At 73.1% G+C, this 23,411-nt stretch carries 15 protein-coding genes and 1 pseudogene; 9 read left to right on the top strand and 7 right to left on the bottom strand.

Going from position 1 to position 23,411, the window contains the following annotated elements; all coding sequences use genetic code 11:
- Positions 1 to 22: 22 nt before the first annotated feature.
- The 6 genes and pseudogenes from LUZ64_RS05010 to mgtA all read right to left on the bottom strand — a co-directional run bounded on the left by LUZ64_RS05010 (position 23) and on the right by mgtA (position 10,808).
- Positions 23 to 2,878, bottom strand: coding sequence for an NHLP bacteriocin export ABC transporter permease/ATPase subunit (locus LUZ64_RS05010; RefSeq protein ID WP_095583212.1), 2,856 nt, complete (start codon positions 2,876 to 2,878; stop codon positions 23 to 25).
- Between the two features lies 1 nt (position 2,879).
- Positions 2,880 to 5,216, bottom strand: coding sequence for an NHLP family bacteriocin export ABC transporter peptidase/permease/ATPase subunit (locus LUZ64_RS05005; protein WP_372471942.1), 2,337 nt, complete (start codon positions 5,214 to 5,216; stop codon positions 2,880 to 2,882).
- 341 nt (positions 5,217 to 5,557) lie between these two features.
- Positions 5,558 to 6,331, bottom strand: a pseudogene (locus tag LUZ64_RS05000) (hypothetical protein); the annotation flags it as partial.
- A 194-nt stretch (positions 6,332 to 6,525) separates the two neighbouring features.
- On the bottom strand, positions 6,526 to 6,738 hold the full coding sequence (locus LUZ64_RS04995; protein ID WP_095578602.1) for a hypothetical protein: 213 nt from the start codon (positions 6,736 to 6,738) through the stop codon (positions 6,526 to 6,528).
- A 457-nt stretch (positions 6,739 to 7,195) separates the two neighbouring features.
- Entirely contained in the window at positions 7,196 to 7,990 is a 795-nt protein-coding gene (locus LUZ64_RS04990; protein WP_232389796.1) for an MgtC/SapB family protein, read from the bottom strand.
- Positions 7,991 to 8,048: 58 nt separating this feature from the next.
- On the bottom strand, positions 8,049 to 10,808 hold the full coding sequence (mgtA, locus tag LUZ64_RS04985) for a magnesium-translocating P-type ATPase (protein ID WP_095579487.1): 2,760 nt from the start codon (positions 10,806 to 10,808) through the stop codon (positions 8,049 to 8,051).
- Between mgtA and LUZ64_RS37060 the strand changes: the two genes are divergently transcribed.
- The 4 genes from LUZ64_RS37060 to LUZ64_RS04970 all read left to right on the top strand — a co-directional run bounded on the left by LUZ64_RS37060 (position 10,807) and on the right by LUZ64_RS04970 (position 14,347).
- Positions 10,807 to 10,941 (top strand): hypothetical protein, encoded by a 135-nt coding sequence (locus LUZ64_RS37060; RefSeq protein WP_269755612.1) that lies wholly within the window; start codon positions 10,807 to 10,809, stop codon positions 10,939 to 10,941. The two genes, mgtA and LUZ64_RS37060, sit on opposite strands and share 2 nt — an antisense overlap.
- A gap of 509 nt (positions 10,942 to 11,450) precedes the next feature.
- Complete coding sequence (locus LUZ64_RS04980; protein ID WP_095579488.1) at positions 11,451 to 12,455, top strand: endonuclease/exonuclease/phosphatase family protein; 1,005 nt, start codon at positions 11,451 to 11,453, stop codon at positions 12,453 to 12,455.
- A gap of 894 nt (positions 12,456 to 13,349) precedes the next feature.
- Positions 13,350 to 13,592, top strand: a complete 243-nt coding sequence (locus LUZ64_RS04975) for a hypothetical protein (protein ID WP_095579489.1) — start codon at positions 13,350 to 13,352, stop codon at positions 13,590 to 13,592.
- Entirely contained in the window at positions 13,589 to 14,347 is a 759-nt protein-coding gene (locus tag LUZ64_RS04970) for a Crp/Fnr family transcriptional regulator (protein WP_095579490.1), read from the top strand. Before LUZ64_RS04975 ends, LUZ64_RS04970 begins: the two co-directional genes overlap by 4 nt.
- A gap of 71 nt (positions 14,348 to 14,418) precedes the next feature.
- Here LUZ64_RS04970 and LUZ64_RS04965 read toward each other — a convergent pair whose 3' ends face one another.
- The gene (locus LUZ64_RS04965; RefSeq protein ID WP_095579491.1) at positions 14,419 to 16,128 is read right to left on the bottom strand and encodes a PucR family transcriptional regulator; all 1,710 of its coding nucleotides are present in this window, start codon (positions 16,126 to 16,128) and stop codon (positions 14,419 to 14,421) included.
- A gap of 256 nt (positions 16,129 to 16,384) precedes the next feature.
- Here LUZ64_RS04965 and LUZ64_RS04960 point away from each other — a divergent pair, with 256 nt between their 5' ends.
- From LUZ64_RS04960 to LUZ64_RS04940, 5 genes are all read left to right on the top strand, one after another.
- Entirely contained in the window at positions 16,385 to 17,272 is an 888-nt protein-coding gene (locus tag LUZ64_RS04960; RefSeq protein ID WP_095579492.1) for an FAD binding domain-containing protein, read from the top strand.
- Positions 17,263 to 17,802, top strand: coding sequence for a (2Fe-2S)-binding protein (locus LUZ64_RS04955; protein ID WP_095579493.1), 540 nt, complete (start codon positions 17,263 to 17,265; stop codon positions 17,800 to 17,802). The genes LUZ64_RS04960 and LUZ64_RS04955 overlap by 10 nt, the downstream gene beginning before the upstream one ends.
- A gap of 2 nt (positions 17,803 to 17,804) precedes the next feature.
- A complete protein-coding gene (pucD, locus tag LUZ64_RS04950; protein WP_095579494.1) occupies positions 17,805 to 20,216 on the top strand; it encodes a xanthine dehydrogenase subunit D in 2,412 nt (803 codons plus the stop codon).
- Positions 20,217 to 20,422: 206 nt separating this feature from the next.
- Complete coding sequence (locus LUZ64_RS04945; protein ID WP_095579495.1) at positions 20,423 to 21,904, top strand: NCS2 family permease; 1,482 nt, start codon at positions 20,423 to 20,425, stop codon at positions 21,902 to 21,904.
- Between the two features lie 43 nt (positions 21,905 to 21,947).
- The gene (locus tag LUZ64_RS04940) at positions 21,948 to 23,405 is read left to right on the top strand and encodes an XdhC family protein (protein ID WP_211304949.1); all 1,458 of its coding nucleotides are present in this window, start codon (positions 21,948 to 21,950) and stop codon (positions 23,403 to 23,405) included.
- Positions 23,406 to 23,411: the final 6 nt, after the last annotated feature.

Genomic DNA, 23,411 nt, shown 5'->3' with positions numbered 1-23,411 from the left:
GGGATACGAAGCCCCCGCCCCGTCAGCCGATCTGGCGCCGCACCAGCTCATGAAACAGCCCCGCCCTCTCCGCCAGAAGGGCCGCAGGCGCCCCCTGTTGGACGATGCGGCCGTCCTTCATGACGATCACCCGGTCCGCGTCCATGACCGTCGACAGCCTGTGGGCGATCACGATGCGCGTGGCGCGCAACGCCCGTGTGGCGTCGATGACCACGCGTTGCGCCTCGTTGTCGAGGGCGCTCGTGGCCTCGTCGAAGAAGAGGACGCGGGGTTTGCGGACGAGGGCTTGGGCGATCATGAGGCGTTGGCGCTGGCCGCCGGAGACGGTGGTGCCGCCGTCGGAGAGCATCGTGTGCATGCCCATGGGCATGGCCTTGATGTCGTCGGCGAGGCCCGCCATGGTCGCCGCCTCCCATACCTCCTCCAGGGAGTACGTGCCGTCGCCGCGGATGCAGTCGAGGATCGGGCCGGAGAAGGGGCGGGCGTGCTGGAGGACGACGCCGCACTGGCGGCGCACGGCAGCCTGGTCGAGGGAGGTCAGGTCCTGGCCGTCGTACAGGACGCTGCCGGAGGACGGGGTGGCGAAGCCGATGAGCAGGCGCAGGAGGGTCGACTTGCCGCAGCCGCTGGGGCCGACGACGGCGACGAACTCGCCCGGGTGGACCTGGAACGAGAGGCCGTCGAGGACCGGTGGGCCGTCGGCGGTGTAGCGGTAGGAGAGGTTCACGGCCTCGATCGCGCCGGTCAGGTCCCCGGGGAGCGCGGCGGCCGGCCGTACCTCCGGGGGTTCCTGGAGGAGGGGCCTGAGCTGTTCGAACATCGGCCGCACCGCCGCCGCCGAGACGAGCGCGCCCGTCAGCTGGGTGACGGAGGACAGCAGCATCGTCACCGCGGTGCCGAAGGTGAGGAACTCACCGGCGGACATCGTGCCCCGGGCCGGGCCGGCCAGCAGCACGAACATCATGAGGGTGCACAGCGGCAGGCTGACCGCGTTGAGCACCGTGACGGCGTTCTTGATCCGGCCGATGCGCCGGTGCAGCTCGCGGGTACGTGCGAACTCCCGGGCCCACGCGGCGTACGCGAAGCTCTCGGCCGCGGCGACGCGGAGCTTGGGCAGGCCGCGCAGGGTCTGGAACGCCTGGTTGTCCAGCTTGTCGCCCAGCTTGATCAATTGCCGTTGGTAGCGCAGCTGCCACAGCCCCAGGGCCAGGAAGACCGTGGCGACGACGAGCAGCAGGGCGAGCACCGCCAGCGCCAGGGGGACGCTGTGGACGAGCAGCAGCACGAGGTTCATCGCGCCGACGGCGCCCGCCTGTACGCACACCGACCCGACTCCGGAAAGCACTCGGCGGATGGAGCTGACGGCCATGGCGGCACCGGCCAGTTCGCCGGTGGACCGGCCGGCGAAGAACGTCGTCGGCAGTCGCAACAGCCGGTCCCACACGGCCGGCTGGAGCGTGGCCTCGACGCGGCCCTCCAGGCGCAGGACGGAGACGTTCTGGAGGAGCGTGAAGACGGCCGAGACGACGCTCGTCGCGACGAGCGCCAAGGCCGTCCGTACGATGAGGCCGCTCTCGGCCGCCGGTACGTACACGCCGAGCACCCTGCCCGTGGCGAGTGGTACGAGCGCGCCCAGGGCGACCGCGACCAGCCCGCCCAGGGCGAGACCGCGCAGTTCCGCGCGCGTACCGCGCAGGGCGAAGCGCAGCAGCCGCACCAGGGTCGGCCTCCCCTCGGGCAGGGGGCGGTAGAGCATGACGGCCCGCGGTTCGTACGCGGCGGCACCGTCCGCCCCGCCCACGCGTTCCCGGGTGCCGGTGGCCGGGTCGGCGGCCTCGTAGCCCCCGCGTCGCCACAGCAGCGCGACCGGCTTCCCGTCCTTCTCCCGCCGGCCGATCAGGGGCCCGCTGTTCTCGCGCCACCAGCGGCCGTCCAGCCTGACGGAGCGGGTGCGGATCCGCGAGGCGACGGCGATGCGCTCGACCGGGTCCGTACGCTCCGGTCCGGCGTCGGTGCCAGTGCCCGTGCCGGTGCCAGTGCCCGTGCCGGTGCCGGTGCCGGACGGTTCGGACAGGGTGATGCCCGCGTCCTCGGCGACCAGGCGGCACACGGCGAAGGTCGCGTCGGCACCCGCGCCACGGCCTCGCCGCCCCCTGCCCGCACGGTCGATCGAGGCCAGCAGCACCCGGTCCGCCTGCGTCCGGGCGGCCTCGCCGGCCTCGATGCCGGCCGCCGTACGGTCCTCGTGGGCGCGCTCCAGCCGCTCGATCCGGTCGTCCAGGGCGTACAGCAACCGGTACTGCTGATCGACCATGCCCTGCCACAGCGCCGCGTCGACGAGGAGGCAGCCCACCGTCTCCTCCCCGTAGCGCACGCCGCCCGGCGGGACCCGCATCCACAGGATGTCCTCGTCGGCCCCGCCCGCGTCCGGAGCGGTGGCGCGGCCGGCCCTGCCGTCCAGGGGTGCCTGGTAGAGCGCGCGCAGGCCGCGGCCGACGCCCCGCGCGAACGCGTCCTCCAACACCCCCTGTCCCCCGTACCACTCCTGACCCTCGTACTCCCGCCCGTACAGCTCCCGTAGTTCCACCCGCCGCAGCCGGCACCCCCTCAGCGGCCTGCCGATCAAGGTGTGCCGAGGGCCCTCGGCGGGGCCCAGCAGCAGCGTTCCCGCCTCCAGCCGGCCCAGGAAGTGCCAGTGCCCCTCCCGCGCCGCGTCGACGGCGAAGAGGTCGAGCTCGCCCGCCACCACGAGCCACAGTACGAGCGGGCCTTCCAGGGACAGGCTGCGCAGGCCCGCGCAGTCGGTCTCCGTGCCGAGCGCGCCCAGGGCCGCCACGACGGGGTCGGCGGCCGGCGGGGTGTCGTACGGGGTCGTCACGTCAGCGCTCCTCGACCAGCCGGGCGTACGGGCCCTGCCCGGCGGCCAGGTGTTCGTGCCTTCCGCGCTCCACGACCGTGCCCCGGTCCAGCACCACGATCTCGTCGCTGTCGCGCACCGTGCTCAGCCGGTGCGCGATGACCACGCAGGCGCAGCCGCGGCGCCGCAGGTTGTCGATGACGGTCTGTTCGGTCGCCGCGTCCAGCGCGCTGGTGACCTCGTCGAGGACCATCACGCTGGGGCGGCGCACCAGCGCGCGGGCGATCTCCAGGCGCTGGCGCTGGCCGCCGGAGAAGTTGCGGCCGTCCTGCTCGACGCGGCTGTGGATGCCGCCGGGGCGCCGGGCGACCACGTCGTACACGGCGGCGTCCTCCAGGGCGGCGACGACGTCCTCGTCCGGGACGGAGGGGTCCCACAGCGCGACGTTGTCGCGGACCGTGCCCTCGAAGAGGAAGACGTCCTGGTCGACGAAGGAGACGGAGGCGGCCAGCGCGGCGCGCGGGATGTCCTCCAGCCGCGTCCCGTCGATGCGGACCGTGCCCTCCCAGGGTGTGTGGAGACCGGACATCAGCCGGGAGACGGTGGACTTGCCGCTGCCGGAGCCGCCGACGAGCGCGACCTGCCGGCCGGGGCCGACCGAGAGGGAGAAGCCCTTCAGCAGCGGGGCGTCCAGGGGGCTGTAGCCGAAGGTGATGTTCTCGAGTTCCACATGGCCCTTGAGGCGGCGGGTGCCCGTGCCGGGGTCGCGGCGCGCGAACACCGGGTCGGCGGGGAAGTTCTCGACGTCCTTGAGCCGGGCGACGTCGGCCGCGAGCTCCTGGACGCGTCCGGCCACGCCGTTGAGGCGGGTGATCGGCGCGGTGAAGCCGGTCACGAGGGCCTGGAAGGCGACGAGGAGGCCGACCGAGAGGTGTCCCTCGACCGCCCGGAGGCCGCCGATCATCAGGATCAGGGCGCTGTTGAGGGCGGCGAGCGTGGGCGCGACGACGGCCAGCCAGGCGCTGGGCACGCCGAGCCGCTGCTGCGTGTCGAGGGTGACCGCGTGCTGTCCGGCCCAGCGGCGGAAGAAGCCGTCCTCGCCGCCGGTGGCCTTCATGGTCTCGATGAGCGTCAGGCCGTTGTAGGCGGTGTTGGTGAGCCGGGCGCTCTCCGCGCGCAGCTTCTGGGTCCCGGTGGCCCGGAGGCGGACGACGACACGCATGGCGACGACGTTGAGCAGGGCGATGCCGATCCCGACGACCGTCAGCTGGGGGTCGTACGTCCACAGCAGCACCGCGTAGAGGACGACGACGACCGCGTCCACGCCGGCGGCGGTCAGGTCCCTGGCCAGGGTCTCGGCGACCGCGTCGGTGGACCGCAGGCGCTGGACGAGGTCGGCGGGGTCGCGCTGGGCGAAGAAGGTGACCGGGAGTCTGAGCAGGTGGCGCAGGAAGCGGGCACCGCCCAGGGTGGCGGAGACGAGGCGCCCGCGCAGCAGGTTCGCCTGTTGGACGGCGGTGAGCGTGGCGGTGAGCACCAGGGTGGCCGCCATCGCCGCGAAGAGCACGCCGAGCGGGAACGTGCGGTCCCCGACGAGGAACGTGTCGATGTACGTACGGCTCAGCGCGGGCACCACCGCGCCGACGACCACGAGCAGGAGGCTCGCGAGGACGGCGGCGAGCATGGTGCCCGAGGTGCCGCGCAGCCGGGCCGGCAGGGAGCGTGCGGCGCCCGGCCCGCGGCCCGTGCGGCGGAAGTCCTCGCCGGGTTCGAAGGTGAGCACGACGCCGGTGAAGCTGGTGTCGAACTCGTCCATGGGGACGAACCGGCGGCCCTTCGCCGGGTCGTTGAGGTGGACGCCCCGGCGGCCGAGGCGGCGGCCCGTGCCGTCGTAGACGACGTAGTGGTTGAACTCCCAGAAGAGGACGGCCGGGGCACGCACCCCGGCGAGCGCGGCCAGGTCCATCTGCATGCCCTTGGCCTTGAGGCCGTGGCCGCGGGCGGCCTTGAGGAGGTTGCTCGCGCGGGAGCCGTCGCGGGAGACGCCGCACGCGATGCGCAGTTCCTCCAGGGGGACGAAGCGGCCGTGGTGGCCGAGGACCATGGCCAGCGCGGCGGCGCCGCACTCCACGGCCTCCATCTGGAGCACGGTGGGGGTGCGTACGGGCCGGGGCGTCCTGCCCCTGGGCGACGGCGCGGCCCCGCGGCGGCCGCCCGGTTTCCCGCCGGCCCGGCGCGCGCCGCCCCGGGGCTCGGGGCGGGCGCGACGGCGCCCGGCGGCCCGCGAGCGGGGGGCGGACGGCCGGAGGGCGGACGGCCGGGGCGGGTCCTGGGCGGGAGTCTGCTGCGGCACGGTCACGGGAGCAGCCAATCGACGGGGCGCTGAGCGGTGAGGTGGACGGAGCCGGTGACGGGCGTCGTGGAGTCGACGGCGTACGAGGGGCCGCCGTCCGTGGCGGACCCCGGGCCGGGGCGGGTGGAGGAGGAGGCGGTGGAGGCCGAGGCCGAACCAGCGACGGTGGAGGAGGAGGAGGAGGAGGCGGCCTGGCCCGCGGCCGGACCCGCGGCACCCGGGCTCCCGGTGGCACCGACGCCCCCGGCGGGACGGGTGGCTGCGGCAGGGGCGCTGGCCCTGACGGAACCAGCGGCCCCAGCGGACCCGGCGGGACCAGCGGAAGCACGGGAAGAAGCGGAAGCAGCGGGACCAGTGGAAGCGGCAGAAGCAGCGGAACCCACCGGACCAGCGCCACCGACCGCCCCCGCACCCCCGAGCCCCGCCGCCCCCTCCGACCCCGCCGACCCCTCCAGCTCCACGAGCACCGCCACCGGATCCCCCTTCCGGGAGAACTCCTCGGCGAGCCGCCGGTCACCGAGGAAGCCGGTGATCTGCGCCCGCGTCTGCGGCGCCCGGCCGACCGTCTTGACGCGGCCGCGCAGCGCTCCGCCCCGGCCCCGGGGTGCGGACGGGACGCTCAGGTCGACGGTCGCGCCCACGGGAACGGTCCGGGCGCTCCCGGCGGGTACGTACAGCACGGCCACCATCGGGTCCCCGGGGTTCCCGGACCGCTCCACGGTGGCCACGTCCGCGCCGGTCGTGAGGACCGAACCCGTCCTGGCGGCCAGGTTCGTCACCCGTCCCCCGGCCACCACGCGCACGATCCGGTCGCCCCGGTCCGTGCTGATCCTGAGCAGCGGCGCGCCCGCGGCCAGCGGTCGGCCCTCCTCGGCGAGGACCTCGGTGACCTGTCCGGCGAACGGGCTCTGGAGCAGATAGCCGCCCCCGGCGTGGGTGAGGACGCCGGTGACGCTCAGCTTGGAGGTGACGGTTCCGGTGCATGCCCATATGCCCGCCACGGCCATGACGGTGACCGTGACGGCCAGCGCGAGGCGGCCTTGCGGGCGCGCGAAGCGTACCGGAATATCAAGTTCTTCGGGTGATTGCAGCTTGGAAAGCGCCTGCTGGCGGAACTGCACGGACCATTCCTTCGACTGCATTCACGAAACGGGTACCGAATGACGCCGCCCGCAATCATGGAGCCATATCGACGGGCAGCCTTGAACCCCGGGACAAAGAACGCCCCGGGGTTCATGGAAAACCTTACGGCAGCGCATTTACCGCCGTCAGGTCATGAATTCCCCCGGGTCCCCGCACCCGGTGGGATGCGGGCTCAGAGACCGGCGGCACCGACGTGGACGCCGGCGATGCCGGTGACCTGGCCGGGCACGGCCTGGACGGCGTGGATCGTCTGGAGGGAGTCGACCAGGTGGTGAACGTCGCCGGTCACAGCGCCGACGAGGCCACCGGAAACGCTTGCGACACCACCGGAGACGGCGTCCAGCTCGGTGTCGGCGATCTCGCGGGTCTCGATGTTGTTACGCATTTTTCTGCGCACCCTTCATTTGTCCGAGTGAATGTGACGAGTGTTTATCCACATAGGGGCCGGACCGCGACGGAACGGGCCGGCCACCACCGCCGCGACCCGATCCGAATGGACCACCATTCGAAGAGCCGCTGCGGTGCGCAGATATAAGCACGCGAACGGGTGACGCTGCCAACCCGGGAGAGCCGTCCCGACCCCAAAAGGGGCATCACCGACGCCCGCCTTTAACATTCCTCCGCCGAATCATTACACTTCCTTCACAAGATCGAGTAACAGATACGCCCCCTCCCCCGCCCTCGTGGAACATAAATGGACACACACCCATCAAGCACGTGGGTCATAACCGGCATATCGAGGGGCGCCGAAGGGGGTTACCCGTCGTCACATGGAGATGTGGAGATTCCTTGAAGCGGCTCCACCCCCACCCCGCCCACCCCGCCCACCCCGTCGGCCCGGCTCAGCGGCCCGTGAAGAAGTCCCGGACGCGCCGCCGGGCCCGGCGCTCCGTGGGGTAGTCGTCGTCCGAGCCGTCGTCCGGGCCCTGGAGGACCGTCCAGCTCACGGCGGAGACGGCCGGTTCCAGGGAGAGGCGGCTGACGGCCTCCTCCAGGAGAGAGTCGTCACGGCGTTCGGTGGTGAGGTCGGCCGCCACGGTCACCTTGCCCGCCACGGGCGCGTCCGCGCTGTGCACGGACCGCAGCCGGAAGCCCGGCCGGACGAGGGACTGCACGACGAGGGTGCGTACGTGCGCCTCCTCCGGCTCGGTGCACACGACCTCGAAGTGGTAGTCCGTGGCCACCTCGGCGCCGCCGTGCGGACCCCGGTCGAGCCCCCGGGCGACCGGGCGCAGCAGGGTGTTCGCGCCTACCACGCCGACGGTGCCGAGCGCCGCGACCACGTACAGGCCGGTTCCGGCGAGCGCGCCCACCGCCGCGGAACACCACAGGGTGGCGGCGGTGTTGAGGCCCCGGATGCTCAGGCCGTCGCGCATGATGACGCCGGCGCCGAGGAAGCCGATGCCGGAGACGATCTGCGCGGCGACGCGCGAGCCGTCGTAGCCGGTGGTGCTGGTCGCGGCGGAGAAGCCGTACTGCGAGAGCAGGACGAAGAGGGCGGAACCGGCCGCGACGAGCGCGTTGGTGCGCAGACCCGCCATACGGGCGCGCCACTGGCGTTCCAGTCCGATGATCGCACCGAACCCCAGGCCGGCCGCGATGTTGGCCGCCATGTGCCACTCGTTGACGATGACCATGTTCCACCCTTCTCGCCCGCCGCCCGGATCTCCCGGGCGGCTCTCTCTTATCGGCCGGTCACAGCCAGGTGTTGAACCGGCGGATGTACCAGGACTTCACCCCCTGCGTGAGCGCGCAGTACGCCAGCAGGATCCCGATCAGCCACGGGAAGTAGCCCATCGGCAGCGGTTCCATCGAGAACACCGACGCCAGCGGCGAGAACGGCAGGAGGAGGCCGAACACCATCACCAGGCCGGTCATGACCAGCACCGGCACCGAGGCCCTCGACTGGATGAACGGGATCTTCCGGGTGCGGATCATGTGCACGATCAGCGTCTGGGACAGCAGGCCCTCGACGAACCAGCCGGACTGGAAGAGCGTCTGGTGCGCCTCGCTGTTCGCCCCGAAGACGTTCCACAGCACCAGGAAGGTGGTGATGTCGAAGACGGAGCTGATCGGGCCGATGCAGAGCATGAACCGGGCGATGCCCTTGGCGTCCCAGGTGCGCGGCCTGCGCAGGTACTCCGGGTCCATCCGGTCCCAGGGCGTGGCGAGCTGCGAGATGTCGTACGCGAGGTTCTGCACCAGCAGGTGGATCGCCAGCATCGGCTGGAAGGAGATGAAGGCGCTGGCCACCAGGACCGAGAACACGTTCCCGAAGTTCGAGCTGGCCGTCATCTTGATGTACTTGATGGTGTTGCCGAAGGTCGTCCGGCCCTGCTCTACGCCCTGCTCCAGGACCATCAGGTCCTTCTCCAGCAGGATGATGTCGGCGGACTCCTTGGCGATGTCGACGGCCGTGTCGACGGAGATGCCGACGTCGGCGTCGCGCAGCGCCGCCGCGTCGTTGATGCCGTCGCCGAGGAAGCCGACGGTGCGGCCCTCGGCCTGGAGCGCCCGGACGATACGGGCCTTCTGCACGGGGTTGGTCTTGGCGAAGACCGTGGTCGTACGGACCAGGGAGCGCAGCTCCGCGTCGTCCAGGCCGTCGACGGCGGCGCCCGTGACGACCTCGCCGACGTGGATGCCGACGTCGGCGCAGACGCGCGCCGCGACCAGCTCGTTGTCGCCGGTGACGACCTTGACGGCCACGCCCTTGTCGGCGAGCGCCGTCAGGGCCGCCGCCGCGTCCGCCTTCGGCGGGTCGAGGAAGGCGAGGAAGCCGATGAGGGTCAGCTCCGCCTCGTCGGCGACGCTGTACGCCTCGCGGTCGGCGTCGAACGTACGGGTCGCCACGGCCAGCACGCGCAGGCCCCGGCGGTTGTTGTCCTCGGCCGTGCGGGTCACCTCGCGGCGCAGCTCCGGGGTGAGTTCCACCCTCCGGCCGCCGTCGGTCATGTGGGTGCACAGGTCGAGGACCTCCTCGACGGCGCCCTTGGTGATCAGGCAGTGCTCCCCGGCCAGGGCTCCGTCGGCACCGTCGGGGACCGGCACGGCGAGGCTGTTGCGGCTGAGGACCACGGACATGCGCCGGCGGGCGAAGTCGAAGGGGATCTCGTCGACCTTGGTGAACCGCGCGTCGACGACAACCTCCTCGGCCTCGAGCACCCGGTCGATGACCGCCTGGTCCATGAGGTTGCGCAGTCCGGTCTGGAAGTGGCTGTTGAGGTAGGCGTATTCGAGGACCTCGGTGTCCTCCTGGCCGTGGACGTCGAGGTAGCGGTCGAGGACGATGCGGTCCTCGGTGAGCGTCCCGGTCTTGTCCGTGCACAGCACGTCCATGGCGCCGAGGTTCTGGATGGCGTTGAGGCGCTTGACGACGACCTTGCGCCGGGACATCGCGACGGCGCCGCGCGCGAGGTTGGTGGTGACCACCATCGGGAGCATCTCGGGGGTGAGACCGACGGCGACCGCGACGGCGAAGGTGAAGGCCTCGGCCCAGTCGTTCTTGGTGAAGCCGTTGATCGCGAACACCAGCGGGACCATCACCAGCATGAAGCGGATCAGCAGGAAGCTGACCTTCTTCACACCGGTGTCGAAGCTGGTCTCGGGGCGCTCCCCGACGAGCGAGCCGGCCATCGAGCCGAAGTAGGTGCCTCCGCCGGTGGCCACGACAACGCCGGTGGCGGTGCCGGAGGTGACACTGGTGCCCATGAGGGCGAGGTTGTCGGCCTCGACGGGGTCGGTGGTGGTGCTCTGGCCGTAGTCGTGGGTGCGGGTGTCGGCCTTGGCGACCGGCAGCGACTCGCCGGACAGCGCGGCCTGACTGATCATGAGGTCCTTGGCGGTGAGCAGCCGCAGGTCGGCGGGGACGAGGTCGCCCGCCGCGAGCAGCACGATGTCACCGGGGACGACCCGGTCCATCGGGATCTCCACCACCGTCGGCCGGTCGCCGCGCCCGGCGCGGCGCCGGACGGCCGTGGTCGTGGTGACCAGGGCGCGCAGCGCGGCGGCGGCGCTGCCGGACCGGTACTCCTGCCAGAACCGCAGGAGGCCGCCGATCAGGACCATGCCGCCGATGATCGGGATCTTGGGGTCGAAGGGCTCCTCGTCGGCGACCTGGAGCCACTGCACATACATGATCACGAGCAGTGCGACCAGGATGAGCATGAAGGGGTTCCAGAAGGCCTTCGCCAGCTGGACGTACCAGCGCGGGCCCCGGTCGTGGGCGACGACGTTGGCGCCGAGCCGCTCCAGGCGGTCCGTGGCGTCGTCGTGCCGCAGGCCCTGGGCGGTGGCCCGCACGTCCTGGAGGACCTGGTTGCCGGGCAGGGCGCTGTACCTGGCCAGCAGCTGCCCGGCCTCGCGGGTACGGGTCTCCAGCTCGGCGGCCTTCTTCTCACGGCGGTTACGGCCCGGCGGTGCGATCTTCCGCGGGGCGAGGGTGGTGTCGGTCATGGCGGAACCTCTCTCTCCGGGCCGGCGGCGCGAGGGCACGGCGGTACGGCGGCGCTGTGGCACGACGGCGTACGGCGCCATGGCGACGTACGGGCCCCAGGACCCGTACGGGCATGACGGCACGGCGACATGACGAAGCGTCAGCAATCCCGTACGGCGGCACGGCGGCGCGCCCGTACGGCGGCCCCGCGCTACGGGCGCGCGGCGGCACGGAGAAGTCGGGAACGGATATGCGGGCTACGGCCGTCGTCGCCACCGGGACGGTGGTACGCCCATGGGCGGCCCCGTCAGGGCGTGAGAGCGGCCGGAAAAGGCCGGATCAAGGGGAAATGCGCGCGACAGCGCCCGAGGCCGAAGGGATCGAAGGGCCGTGAGGCCCAGGACCGGGGGCCTGGAGGGGTCGGCTTCGGCCCGACGGCCCGGCGCGGAACGGCCGAGGGGTCAGAGCGAAGCGGAAACGCTGAAGCGAGGACTTCCCTCGGGACTCCGACTGGTCATCCCGATCACCTCCTCGCTCGTACGGACAGCGCAGGCACCGCGCGAAAAACACGCCAAATGCGGCCGGAGCGGCACCTTCAGCCCCTAGCTTGCCATATGACGTCAAGCGGTCCCCCATCATCGGGTAATACGAAGGTCAAAAGCGTGAGCGAATTCCGGAACCCCGGGGAAAGGCATACGCGGCCGGCCGGGTTCCCCCGCCGCCGGCCGGCCCGTTGGTGCGCGGGCCTGCTGCTGGCCGCGGTGGGCGTGCCCCTGATCTGCCGGGCCCTCGACACGGACGGGGTCACTCCGGTGCCCCAACTCCTGGCGTTCCTGCCGTGGTTGACCGTCCCGGCGGCGGTGGCGCTGCTGCTGGCGGCGGGGACCCGCTGGGTGGCGGGCTGCGCGTGGGGGCTCGTCGCCCTGGCCGCCATCGGCTGGTTCCTGCGCCCGTACGGGACGGGCGGGGCACCGGCGACCGGGCCGGTCGCGGCCCGGCTGCGCGTCCTCACCGCCAACCTGGAGTTCGGCGGCGCGACTCCGGGGCTGCTGGCCGCGCTGCGCCGGGAACGGCCGGACCTGGTGTCCGTGCAGGAGTGCGCGCCCGCGGTGTGCGGGACCGCCCTCGGCCGGGCGGAGGTACGGGCGGCCTATCCGTACCGGCTGGTCGTGGGCGGCGGCGCGGCGGAGGGTTCGGCGATCCTCAGCCGCTACCCGCTGGAGCCGGACGGAGCGGTGCCCGGGGCGCTGGCGATGCCGAGGGCGCTGGTCCGGGTGGCGGACGTGCCGCTGCGGTTCCAGGTGGCGCATCCGATGCCGCCGGTGCCGGGCGGGCTGGCGGTGTGGCGCGGTGAGCTGGGGCGTCTGAGGGAGCTGGCCGCCGGGCGCGGCGACACGGCCTTGGTGATCGCGGGCGACTTCAACGCCTCGCAGGACCACGCGGCCTTCCGCGCCCTCCTGGACACGGGCGTCCGGGACAGCGCGGCGATGCTGGGCCTGGCCCGCGCCCCGAGCTGGCCCCGGCCGGTGGCGCCCCGGCTGGGCGTACAGATCGACCACGTACTGGTGAGCGCCGCGGTGGAACCGCGCGCGGCGCGCTTTCTGGATCTGCCGGACACGGATCACCGGGCACTGGTGGTGGATGTGGCGCTGCACGGGCGGCGATAGGCATTCCGGAACGGCGCGGCCCGCGAAGGCGGTTTCCGGATGCACGGATTCGAAATCGAGTGCGCTCGCACTCTGCACCGGGTGAAGGATAAACAGGAGCACCGTCCGGTGCTGCCGGGAGACGAATTCCGGCTTTCGCGGAACCCTCTCGGAAGCGTGCGCCGAGCACGCCTCACTTGCCGCACGGATAGTCTCCGTACGCCACCAGAGGAGGATAGGCACTCGTTCAGCAATCTTCCATTCAGGCTGTACTTTGATCGCAATTTTCACTCACATGAACCCATGTAGCCGATCATTGATCGACCATGACCGATTTCACTCGCAGTGAGACCATCCCCTGCGGCTAGGACATCTCACCGTCGAAAACCGGCCAGTAGGGCATTTTCAGGCGCTGGGGGGTGTTTACTGGCACGGCGGTCTGAGGCCTTGGCGGGTCCAGGCCCCTCGGCCGGGGGTCCGGGTTGGTCCCTTGACCCCCGGCTCTCGCACCCCGGCCCCGCCCACCCCGATCGAGGGCCTCGCGGAATTCGCGCATGTTTTCACCGGGCGCCGTTCATTTCGCCCGCCCATTCATGCACCCACTCATTAACGGGTCCCGCGCATTCATCCGGAAATCAATTCTCCGCAGCGCCGGCCCAGAAGTCCCACAGGGGCGCGCATCCGAGCTTTCACGCCCCCGGCGCGCGCCCTACGCGGACCACATCATCCTATTGGTGAGAAATCCCCCTCGCCTCAGGGAAACTTCGCCGTCGCAGCCGCATCGGGGTAGCGTTTGGAACGCCACTTGCTACCGCAGACCCTCGCCTAACCACCGAGAGCCGCAATCCGGCCGCGAGAGGTACTGGACCCGCCAAAAGCCCTAAAAATTTCACACCGAAAGGCACCAGCCGCACCGTGGATCAAACCGTCTACTACGTCACCGTCGCCGTGTTCCTCACGCTCATGGCGGCCCTCGGGGCGTACGCGATCAAGCGCCTCTCGAACCGTCCCCGTGCCCTCGCCGCCGTGCTGCTGGCACTGACCGCGGTGATCGGCGCCTTCCCCCCGGTCATCCGGGCCCTGGCGCCGCCGCCCGCGGCCGTGACCACGGACGTGCCCGCGCCGTCCGGCCGGGCGGCGCCCGGAGGCCGGTCATGACGCCTCCCCCGAACCTGGAGTCCTTCCACGTCTCCGACGTGCTCGCCGGCCGCCGCCGCATGCCCGAGGGCAGCTTCCTGGACGGGCTTCCGCCGAGGCTGTGGTCGTCGATGATCCCGCTGGGACAGACCCGCGCGTACGCCAAGGGCGAGCCGCTGCCGACCGGTGGCCCGGACAGCCCGATCCACATCGTGCTGGGCGGCTGCGTGGCGCAGCGGCGCGCGCACTTCGGCACCACGATCCTGCGGTTCCGCGGCACCGGGCAGGTGCTGGAGGAGCACAAGCTGGTGGAGCCGGACGCCCCCGGGCCCCTGACGACCTGCCTGAGCAAGACCGTGACCCTGAGCTTCACCGCCGAGGCCCTGCAGAAGCTGCTCGAACGGCACGTCGTGATCGAGCGCAAGCTGCTCAGGAGCCTGGAGACCCGCAACCGCACGGACGAGCGGATCTACAGCACGTTCAAGCGGCCGGCGCTGGCGCGCGTCAGCACGCTGCTGCACCACCTCGGTGCCACGGTGGGGGTGCGGGAACAGGGCCCGAACGGGGGCATCCGCGTCGAGGGGCCGAGCCAGTGCGACCTCGCCGAGGCATTGCTGATCGGCAAGTCGACGGTGGAGCTGGCGCTCGGCAGGCTCCGTGACGAGCGCGTCATCCACAACCGCTACCGGGCGATCGTGGTGCGGGACGCGGCCGCGCTCGCGGAGATCGCGGAGATCACGGAGCGGCCGGAGCCGAGGACGACGCGGAAGGGATAGCCGGGACGGGCGGGGCGGGTGCGGCGGACCTCCTCCCCGCACCCGCTCTTCCCCTGCCTACGGGCCGGAGCTCAGCTCATCCTCAGCGCCAGGAAGAAGTCCAGCTTGTCCTCCAGACGCGACAGGTCACGGCCCGTCAGTTGCTCGATCCGGCCGACCCGGTAGCGCAGGGTGTTCACATGCAGATGCAGTCGCGTCGCGCACCGCGTCCAGGAGCCGTCGCAGTCGAGGAACGCCTCCAGCGTCGGGATGAGCTCGGCGCGGTGGCGGCGGTCGTAGTCGCGCAGCGGGTCCAGGAGACGGGCCGTGAAGGCGCGGCGGACGTCGTCGGGCACGAAGGGCAGCAGCAGGACGTGCGAGGCGAGCTCCTGGTGGCCCGCGGCGCAGACGCGGCCCGGGCGGGCTGCCGCCACCCGGCGGGCGTGCCGGGCCTCCTCCAGCGCCCCGCGCAGGCCCTCCGCCGAGTGCACGGCGGCGCTGACGCCGAGTGTGAGCCGGCCGTCGCCGTCGAGGCCCCGGGTGAGGGGTTCGCGGACGGTGGCGAGGAGCGCGTCGGCGTGCAGGCCGGGGGCCGCGGGCACACCCTCCGCGCCGTCGGCCGGCTCCTCCAGGCCCTCCGGGCGGGACGGGACGGCGGGCAGCGGTACGAGCGCGACGGCCTCATCGCCCGTGTGGGCGACGGCGATCCGGTCGGACGGCTCGGGGCCGGTGGCCTCCGGGTCGACCAGGATCTCCTCCAGGAGCGCCTGGGCCACCTGGCCGCCGGGGATGTCGCCGCCGTCCCACTCGACGCGGGCCACCACGACCTGCCAGTGCGGGGCCGAGCCCAGCCCCGGCAGCAGCACCGGCGCGGCCACCCGCAGACGGGCCGCGATCTCGGCGGGCGCGGCACCGGTCTGTACGAGCTCCAGGACCTCCTGGGCGAGCCGGCGGCGCACCGTGCGGGCGGCGTCGCGCCGGTCCCGCTCCACGGCGATCAGCTGGGTGACGCCGTCGAGCAGGTCGAGCCGCTCGGCGGGCCAGTCCCCGGCGTCCGCCTCGACGGCGAGCAGCCAGTCGGACAGGACGGTCTCGCGGACGTCCCGGGAGGCGATCCGGCCGCCGCCCCCGATGGGGAAGAGGGAGTACGTTCCGCCGCCCGCGGTCACCCGGTGCGGGCCGCGGCGGCCCGTACGGGAGGCGGCCAGGTGCTCGCCGGCGAGGGTGGCGCAGACGGCGGCGGGCAGCTCGGGCCCGGCACCCGCCAGCGAGGAGCCGGCGATCGGGCGGCCGGTGGGCGAGAGCACCCAGGCGCGCAGGTCCAGGTCGGAGCCGAGCAGGTCCAGGACCACCTCGGGGCCGCCGCCGGCCGGGCCCGAGGTCATCAGCCGGCGGTGCCGGTCGACGACGGCCGCCAGGTCGCCCGCCCGCTCGCCGGAGACCTGCCGCACCACGTGCTCGGTGATGGACGCGAACGAGACGTCCTCCACGACGGAGAACAGCGGCAGCCGGTGCCGGGCGCACGCCTGCACCAGGTCGTCGGGGATCGAGCGCATCTCCGCCTCGCCCGCCGCCAGCCCGGCCACCCCGGCCGCGGTCAGGATCCGGACGAACCGCTCGGAGTCCTCCGGGTCCCGGCGCCACGCGAGCCCGGTGAGGACCAGCTCCCCGCCGGAGAGATACCGGCTGGGGTCCCGCAGGTCGGTGGTCATCACGCCGCGCACGGAGCGGTCCAGCTCGTCCTCGCCGCCGAGCAGCCGAAGGCCCAGCGCTTCGGTCTCCAGGAGTGCGCGCAGCCGCATCGTGGTCGCCGCCGATCTGTCTTGTTGTAACCAGTGGAATGCAGTGGGGTTTCTGAACCCCGCCTTTCGTTCGAATCTACAAGACGGTGGGCGTGGCCAGCCAACCGCTTCATGGTTTCGGTGACTGCACCCGGGTGCTCGTACCTCGGTGTACTGGCTGCAGAGCGCGCGAACAGGACATGCGGCGCCGGGCACGGACTGGCCGGAACACCCCCCACGGACCGCCACGCGAGACCCGACCGAGAAGAGAAGATCCATGGACTTCCTGCGCCCCGGCACCTGGGAGGAGGCTCTGGCCGCCAAGGCGGAGCACCCCTCGGCCGTGCCCCTCGCGGGTGGCACGGATGTGATGGTCGAGATCAATTTCGACCACCGCCGTCCGGAGTACCTGCTGGACCTGAACCGCATCGGCGATTTGTACGAATGGGAGACCGGCGAGCGGGACGTCCGCCTCGGCGCGTCCGTCCCGTACACCAGGATCATGGAGCACCTCCGGGGGCCGCTGCCCGGGCTGGCGCTCGCGGCCCACACGGTCGGCTCGCCGCAGATCCGCAACCGGGGCAGCGTCGGCGGCAACCTCGGCGCGGCGTCCCCGGCCGGCGACTCCCATCCGGCGCTGCTGGCGGCGGGCGCCGAGGTGGAGGCCGAGTCCGTGCGCGGCACCCGGCTCATCCCGGTCGAGCGGTTCTACACCGGCGTCAAGCGCAACGCCCTGGAGCCGGACGAGCTGATCCGGGCCGTCCGCATCCGCAAGGCCGACGGGCCGCAGCAGTTCGCGAAGGTCGGCACGCGCAACGCCATGGTGATCGCGGTCTGCGCGTTCGGGCTCGCGCTGCATCCGGAGGCGCGGGCGGTGCGCACGGGCATCGGCTCGGCCGCGCCCACCCCGCTGCGGGCGCGCGCGGCGGAGGAGTTCCTCGACGCCGCGCTGGCGGAGGGCGGCTTCTGGGACTCCGGCCGGGATCTGCCGCCGTCCCTGGCCCGGCAGTTCGCCGAGCTGGCGGCGGGCGCCTGCAACCCCATCGACGACGTGCGCGGCAGCGCCCGGTACCGCCGGCACGCGGTGGGCGTGATGGCCCGCCGCACCCTCGGCTGGGCCTGGGACACCTACCGCGGCAGTGAGAGGACCACCCGATGCGCGTGAACGTCACGGTCAACGGCCGCCTCCGGGAGGCCGACGACGTCTGGGAGGGCGAGAGCCTGCTGTACGTCCTGCGGGAGCGGCTGGGGCTGCCGGGCTCGAAGAACGCCTGCGAGCAGGGCGAGTGCGGCTCCTGCACGGTCCGTCTCGACGGCGAGCTCGTGTGCGCCTGCCTGGTCGCCGCGGGCCAGGCCGAGGGCCGCGAGGTGGTGACCGTCGAGGGCCTGGCCGAGCTGGCCGCGCGGCGCGCCGGCGGCTCGGCGCCGGCCGGGGAGGAGCGGGGCGAGGAAGGGCCGCCGGGCGCCGGACTCTCGCCCGTGCAGCGGGCGTTCGTCGACGCGGGCGCCGTGCAGTGCGGCTTCTGCACCCCCGGTCTGCTGGTCGCCGCCGACGATCTGCTGGCGCGCGTCCCCGACCCGTCCGACGCGGACATCCGCGAGGCCCTCTCCGGCAATCTGTGCCGATGTACGGGCTACGAGAAGATCCTCGACGCGGTACGCCTGGCGGCCGCCCGTGCGGGAGAGACGGTCTGACCATGGGCACCCCACGCGTCCCCACCGGACTCCCCACCGACCTTCCCGCCGGCACCGGGCCCGCGCGGGCCGGCCGGGCCCCGGGCGGCATCGGCGAGTCGACACTCCGCCCCGACGGCACCCTGAAGGTCACCGGCGAGTTCGCGTACGCCTCCGACCTGTGGCACGAGGACATGCTCTGGGGCCACACCCTGCGCAGTCCGCACGCCCACGCCCGGATCCGCTCCGTCGACGTCTCCGGGGCACTCGCGACGCCCGGCGTCCGCGCCGTGCTGACCCACGCCGACCTCCCCGCGGCCACCCGCTACGGCCTGGAGTTCGCGGACACGCCCGTACTCGCCGACGGCGTGGTCCGCTACCACGGCGAGCCGGTGGCCCTCGTCGCCGCCGACCACCCGGAGACGGCCCGCCGCGCCGCCGAGAAGATCGCGGTGGACTACGAGCCGCTGCCCGTCGTCACCGACGAGGCGTCCGCGCTCGCCCCGGACGCCCCCGTGCTGCACCCGGGCCGTACGGACGGCCACGCGGCCCACGTCCCGCACCCCAACGTCGTGCACCGGCAGCCGGTCCGGCACGGCGACATCGCGGCGGCCAGGGCCCGCGCCGATGTGATCGTCACGGGTGACTACGAGGTGGGCATGCAGGACCAGGCGTTCCTGGGCCCCGAGTCCGGGCTGGCGGTGCCTGCCGAGGACGGCGGTGTCGACCTGTACATCGCCACCCAGTGGCTGCACGCCGACCTGCGCCAGATCGCGCCGGTCCTCGGCCTGCCCGAGGAGAAGGTCCGGATGACGCTCTCCGGGGTGGGCGGCGCCTTCGGCGGCCGCGAGGACCTCTCCATGCAGGCCCACGCCTGTCTGCTCGCCTTGCGCACCGGCAGGCCGGTGAAGATGGTCTACAACCGCTTCGAGTCGTTCTTCGGCCATGTCCACCGCCACCCCGCCCGGCTCCACTACGAGCACGGGGCCACCAGGGACGGGAAGCTCACCCACATGGCGTGCCGCATCGTGCTGGACGGCGGCGCCTACGCCTCGTCCTCCCCGGCCGTCGTCGGCAACGCCGCCTCGCTCTCCGCCGGCCCGTACGTGATCGACGCCGTGGAGGCCGAGGCCCTCGCGCTCTACACCAACAACCCGCCCTGCGGCGCGATGCGCGGCTTCGGCGCCGTCCAGGCGTGCTTCGCCTACGAGGCGCAGATGGACCGGCTCGCCGCCGCCCTGGAGCTGGACCCGGTGGAGTTCCGGCAGCGGAACGCGATGTCCCAGGGCGCGGTCCTGCCGACCGGTCAGGTCGTGGACTCGCCCGCGCCGGTCGCCGAACTCCTGCGCCGCGTCAAGGCGATGCCGCTGCCGCCCGAGCGGCAGTGGGAGAGCGCGGGCGGCACCGCGGACGTGCGCGCCCTGCCCGGCGGGCTGTCGAACACCACCCACGGCGAGGGCGTGGTGCGCGGCGTCGGCTACGCCGTGGGGATAAAGAACGTCGGTTTCTCCGAGGGCTTCGACGACTACTCGACGGCCCGGGTGCGGCTGGAGGTCGTGGGCGGGCAGCCGGTGGCCACGGTGCACACGGCGATGGCCGAGGTGGGGCAGGGCGGGGTCACCGTGCACGCCCAGATCGCCCGCACCGAGCTGGGCGTCACCCAGGTGACCCTGCGCCCGGCCGACACCCGTGTCGGCTCGGCGGGCTCGACCTCCGCCTCCCGGCAGACGTATGTGACCGGCGGTGCCGTCCGGCACGCCTGCGAGGCCGTCCGGGAGCGGGTCCTGGAGCTGGGCCGGGCCCGGTTCGGCACGTACCATCCGGCGTGGGCCACCGCCGAACTGGTCCTGGAGGGCGGGAAGGTGACCACCGACGGCGGCGAGGTCCTCGCCGGTCTGGCCGAGGTCCTGGAGGGCGAGGCCGTGGACGTCGAGCTGGAGTGGCGCCACCGCCCCACCGAGCCCTTCGACCTGGTCACCGGGCAGGGACAGGGCCATGTGCAGTACTCCTTCGCCGCCCACCGCGCCGTGGTCGAGGTGGACACCGAGCTGGGCCTGGTCAAGGTTGTGGAGCTGGCCTGCGCGCAGGACGTCGGGAAGGCGCTGAACCCGCTGTCGGTGGTCGGCCAGATCCACGGCGGCACCACGCAGGGGCTCGGGCTGGCGGTGATGGAGGAGATCGTCGTGGACCCGGTCACCGCCAAGGTCCGCAACCCCTCCTTCACCGACTACCTCATCCCCACCATTCTCGACACCCCCACCCTGCCCGTGGACGTCCTCGAACTGGCCGACGCGCACGCCCCGTACGGGCTGCGCGGGGTCGGCGAGGCGTCCACGCTCTCGTCCACGCCGGCCGTCGTGGCCGCGATCCGCGCCGCCACGGGGCTGCCGCTCGCCCGGGTGCCGGTGCGGCCGGAACACCTCACCGGTACCTGACCGGTACCCGCGGACGTACGCCGGGCCCCGGCGTACGTCCTTGACACTCCGTCGGCTCCGGCCGGCGGTGGGCCCCGCCGTTCGTGGACCCGTTACGGGGACCCGGGCGCGGAAGGCCCCCGCCGGCGGAGCGTCATCCGTTTCCGCCTCGGGCCGTCCCCCGGGTCGTGCGGCGATCCACATTCCCCGGAACATGGGAGCAGGCCATGACCCAGCCATCCGTGGAGCCGGGCACCACGGCGCGGGACGCGGGCGCGGACCCGCGGCCACCGGCCGGACGGTCCCGGCTCGACCGGTACTTCCACATCCTCGACCGCTACTTCCACATCGGCGAAAGGGGCTCCACCCTCGGCCGTGAGGTGCGCGGCGGCGTCACCACGTTCATGGCGATGTGCTACATCCTCCTGCTCAACCCCCTGATCCTGTCCGGCCCCGATGCCGCCGGGCACACCCTCGGCCACGCCGGCCTGATCACCGCCACCGCGCTCGCCGCGGCGGTCTGCACGCTGCTCATGGGCCTCGTCGGCAAGGTGCCGCTGGCGCTCGCCGCCGGCCTCGGGGTCTCGGGCGTCCTCTCCACGCAGGTGGCACCCCATATGACCTGGCCTCAGGCGATGGGCATGTGCGTGGTGTACGGCCTGGTGATCGTCGTCCTGGCCGTCACCGGGCTGCGCGAACTGATCATGAATGCGATACCCCTGGCGCTCAAGCACGCCATCACCATGGGCATCGGCATGTTCATCGCCCTGATCGGCCTGGTCAAGGCCGGGTTCGTGCACGCCTCCACGGGCGGCGGGCCGCTCACCCTCGGCGCGGCCGGCGAGCTCGCCGGCTGGCCCGTACTGATCTTCTGCGTCACCCTGCTGCTCATCTTCATGCTCCAGGCCCGGGACATGCCCGGCGCCATCCTCATCGGCATCGTGGCCGGCACCGTGCTCGCCGTCGTCGTCGACGCGGTCGCCCGGCTGGGCCCCAAGGCGTGGCAGAACGGCGCGCCCGCGCTCAAGGGGAGCGCCGTGTCGATGCCGGACTTCTCGCTCTTCGGCCATGTCGCCTTCGGCGGCTGGGGCACGCTCGGCGCCATGGGCGTCGGGATGATCGTCTTCACCCTGGTGCTGGCCGGGTTCTTCGACGCCATGGCCACCATCATCGGGGTGGGCACGGAGGCCGGGCTCACGGACGCCCGGGGGCGGATGCCGGGGCTGAGCAAGGCGCTGTTCGTCGACGGCGCGGGCGGTGCGGTCGGCGGCGTCGCGGGGGCGTCGGGCCAGACCGTCTTCATCGAGTCCGCGACCGGGGTCGGCGAGGGCGCCCGTACGGGCCTGTCCTCGGTGGTGACCGGCGCGTTCTTCGCCGCGTGCCTGTTCTTCACCCCGCTCACCCGGATCGTCCCCGGCGAGGTCGCGGCCGCGGCGCTGGTGGTCATCGGTGCGATGATGATGAGCAACGCCCGGCATATCGACTGGGGGGACCGGGCGGTGGCGGTGCCGGTCTTCCTGACCGTGGTGCTGATGCCGTTCACGTACGCCATCACACCGGGTGTCGGCGCGGGTGTCATCGCCTTCACGGCCATCAAGGCCGCTCAGGGGAAGTGGCGCGAACCCGGGGTGTTCATGTGGCTGCTGACCGGCGTCTTCGCCGTCTACTTCGCCCTCCACCCCATCGAGAACTGGCTGGGCGTCACCTGATGGGACATAACCTGACGTCCCCGCACCCACAGAGGAGACCGCCATGCTGGACCTCGCCGACGAGCTGCGCCGCTGGTGCGCGGAAGGGCGCGAGTTCGCCGTGGCCACGGTCGTGGCCGTCACCGGCAGCGCGCCCCGGCAGCCCGGCGCGGCGCTCGCGGTCGACACGGACGGCACGGTGATCGGATCCGTCTCCGGCGGGTGCGTGGAAGGCGCTGTCTACGAGCTGTGCCTGGCCGCCCTGGCGAGCGGCGAGAGCGCGCTCGAACGCTTCGGCTACTCCGACGAGGACGCCTTCGCCGTGGGGCTGACCTGCGGCGGGGTGCTCGACGTCCTGATCACTCCGGTCCGCGCGGACGCCCCGGACCGGCCGGTGCTCGCCGCGGCCCTGGCCACGGCGGCACGCGGCGGCACGGCGGCCCTGGCCCGGGTGGCCGCGGGCCCCGCGCACCTGCTGGGCCGCGCGCTGCTCGTGGCCCCGGACGGCGGCGTGACGGGCACGCTCGGCGGCACGGAGGCGCTGGACCGCGTCGCCGGACTGGAGGCGGCGGCCCTGCTGGACGTGGGCCGCACGGGGACGGTGGAGGTGGGCGAGGGACCGGGCGAGGGGGTCGCCGGGACGGCGGGAGACCTCGCGCGGGAAGCGGGCGCTTCGGCACGGGATCGCGCGTCCGAGGCCACCGGCCCCGCCGCGAACGCCGCCACCGGGCCTCGTACGGCTGCCGGGGCCGGGCCTCGTACGGCTGCCGGGGCCGCCGCCACGGGAGGCGGCGACCGTGACGCGGCGGACTCCGCGCCGCCGGGCCACCGCCCGGCCGCGGAGGGCGGCGGCCGGGGAACCGGCCCCGCGGCTGTGGAACGGTCCGCCGGGGCCGGTGGCCCCGGCGGGGCCGGCTCGCCGTGCGGGGAGCCCGTGACGCTGCTCGTGGAGTCCGTCGTGCCGGCCCCCCGCATGATCGTCTTCGGGGCCGTCGACTTCGCCGCGGCGCTGGTGAGCGCGGGGAAGTTCCTCGGCTACCACGTCACCGTCTGCGACGCCCGCCCCGTCTTCGCCACATCCCGCCGCTTCCCCGGCGCGGACGAGGTCGTCGTGGAATGGCCGCACCGCTATCTCGACTCCCAGGAGCTGGACCGCCGTGCGGTGCTGTGCGTCCTGACCCACGACGCGAAGTTCGACGTCCCGCTGCTGGAGCGGGCGTTGCGGCTCCCGGTCGCCTACGTCGGCGCGATGGGCTCGCGCCGCACGCACGAGGCCCGTCTCGACCGGCTGCGCGAGGCCGGGGTGAGCGAGCGCGAACTGGGCCGTCTGCGCTCGCCGATCGGCCTCGACCTGGGCGCCCGTACGCCCGAGGAGACGGCCCTGTCGATCGCCGCCGAGATCGTCGCCGTACGGCGCGGCGGCACGGGAGCCCCGCTCACGGGCGCCCGTACGCCCATCCACCACGACCACCGGACCGCGTGGGCCGCGGGCCCGCGGAGCGGGCCGCGCGCCCGCCTGTGATAGGCA

Origin of the sequence: Streptomyces albireticuli (genome assembly GCF_021228125.1) — a bacterium.
GTDB classification, from domain to species: domain Bacteria; phylum Actinomycetota; class Actinomycetes; order Streptomycetales; family Streptomycetaceae; genus Streptomyces; species Streptomyces albireticuli.
The sequence above is the reverse complement of the archived record's forward strand: the minus strand, read 5'-3'. Positions and strand labels throughout refer to the sequence as shown.

Excerpts from the sequence above, each read along its gene's own strand:
- mgtA (WP_095579487.1), bottom strand. The coding sequence starts at position 10,808 with ATGACCGACACCACCCTCGCCCCGCGGAAGATCGCACCGCCGGGCCGT.
- LUZ64_RS04960 (WP_095579492.1), top strand. The coding sequence starts at position 16,385 with ATGGACTTCCTGCGCCCCGGCACCTGGGAGGAGGCTCTGGCCGCCAAG.
- LUZ64_RS04970 (WP_095579490.1), top strand. The coding sequence starts at position 13,589 with ATGACGCCTCCCCCGAACCTGGAGTCCTTCCACGTCTCCGACGTGCTC.
- LUZ64_RS04955 (WP_095579493.1), top strand. The coding sequence starts at position 17,263 with ATGCGCGTGAACGTCACGGTCAACGGCCGCCTCCGGGAGGCCGACGAC.
- LUZ64_RS37060 (WP_269755612.1), top strand. The coding sequence starts at position 10,807 with ATGGCGGAACCTCTCTCTCCGGGCCGGCGGCGCGAGGGCACGGCGGTA.
- LUZ64_RS04945 (WP_095579495.1), top strand. The coding sequence starts at position 20,423 with ATGACCCAGCCATCCGTGGAGCCGGGCACCACGGCGCGGGACGCGGGC.
- LUZ64_RS04965 (WP_095579491.1), bottom strand. The coding sequence starts at position 16,128 with ATGCGGCTGCGCGCACTCCTGGAGACCGAAGCGCTGGGCCTTCGGCTG.
- LUZ64_RS04990 (WP_232389796.1), bottom strand. The coding sequence starts at position 7,990 with ATGGTCATCGTCAACGAGTGGCACATGGCGGCCAACATCGCGGCCGGC.
- LUZ64_RS04995 (WP_095578602.1), bottom strand. The coding sequence starts at position 6,738 with ATGCGTAACAACATCGAGACCCGCGAGATCGCCGACACCGAGCTGGAC.
- pucD (WP_095579494.1), top strand. The coding sequence starts at position 17,805 with ATGGGCACCCCACGCGTCCCCACCGGACTCCCCACCGACCTTCCCGCC.
- LUZ64_RS04940 (WP_211304949.1), top strand. The coding sequence starts at position 21,948 with ATGCTGGACCTCGCCGACGAGCTGCGCCGCTGGTGCGCGGAAGGGCGC.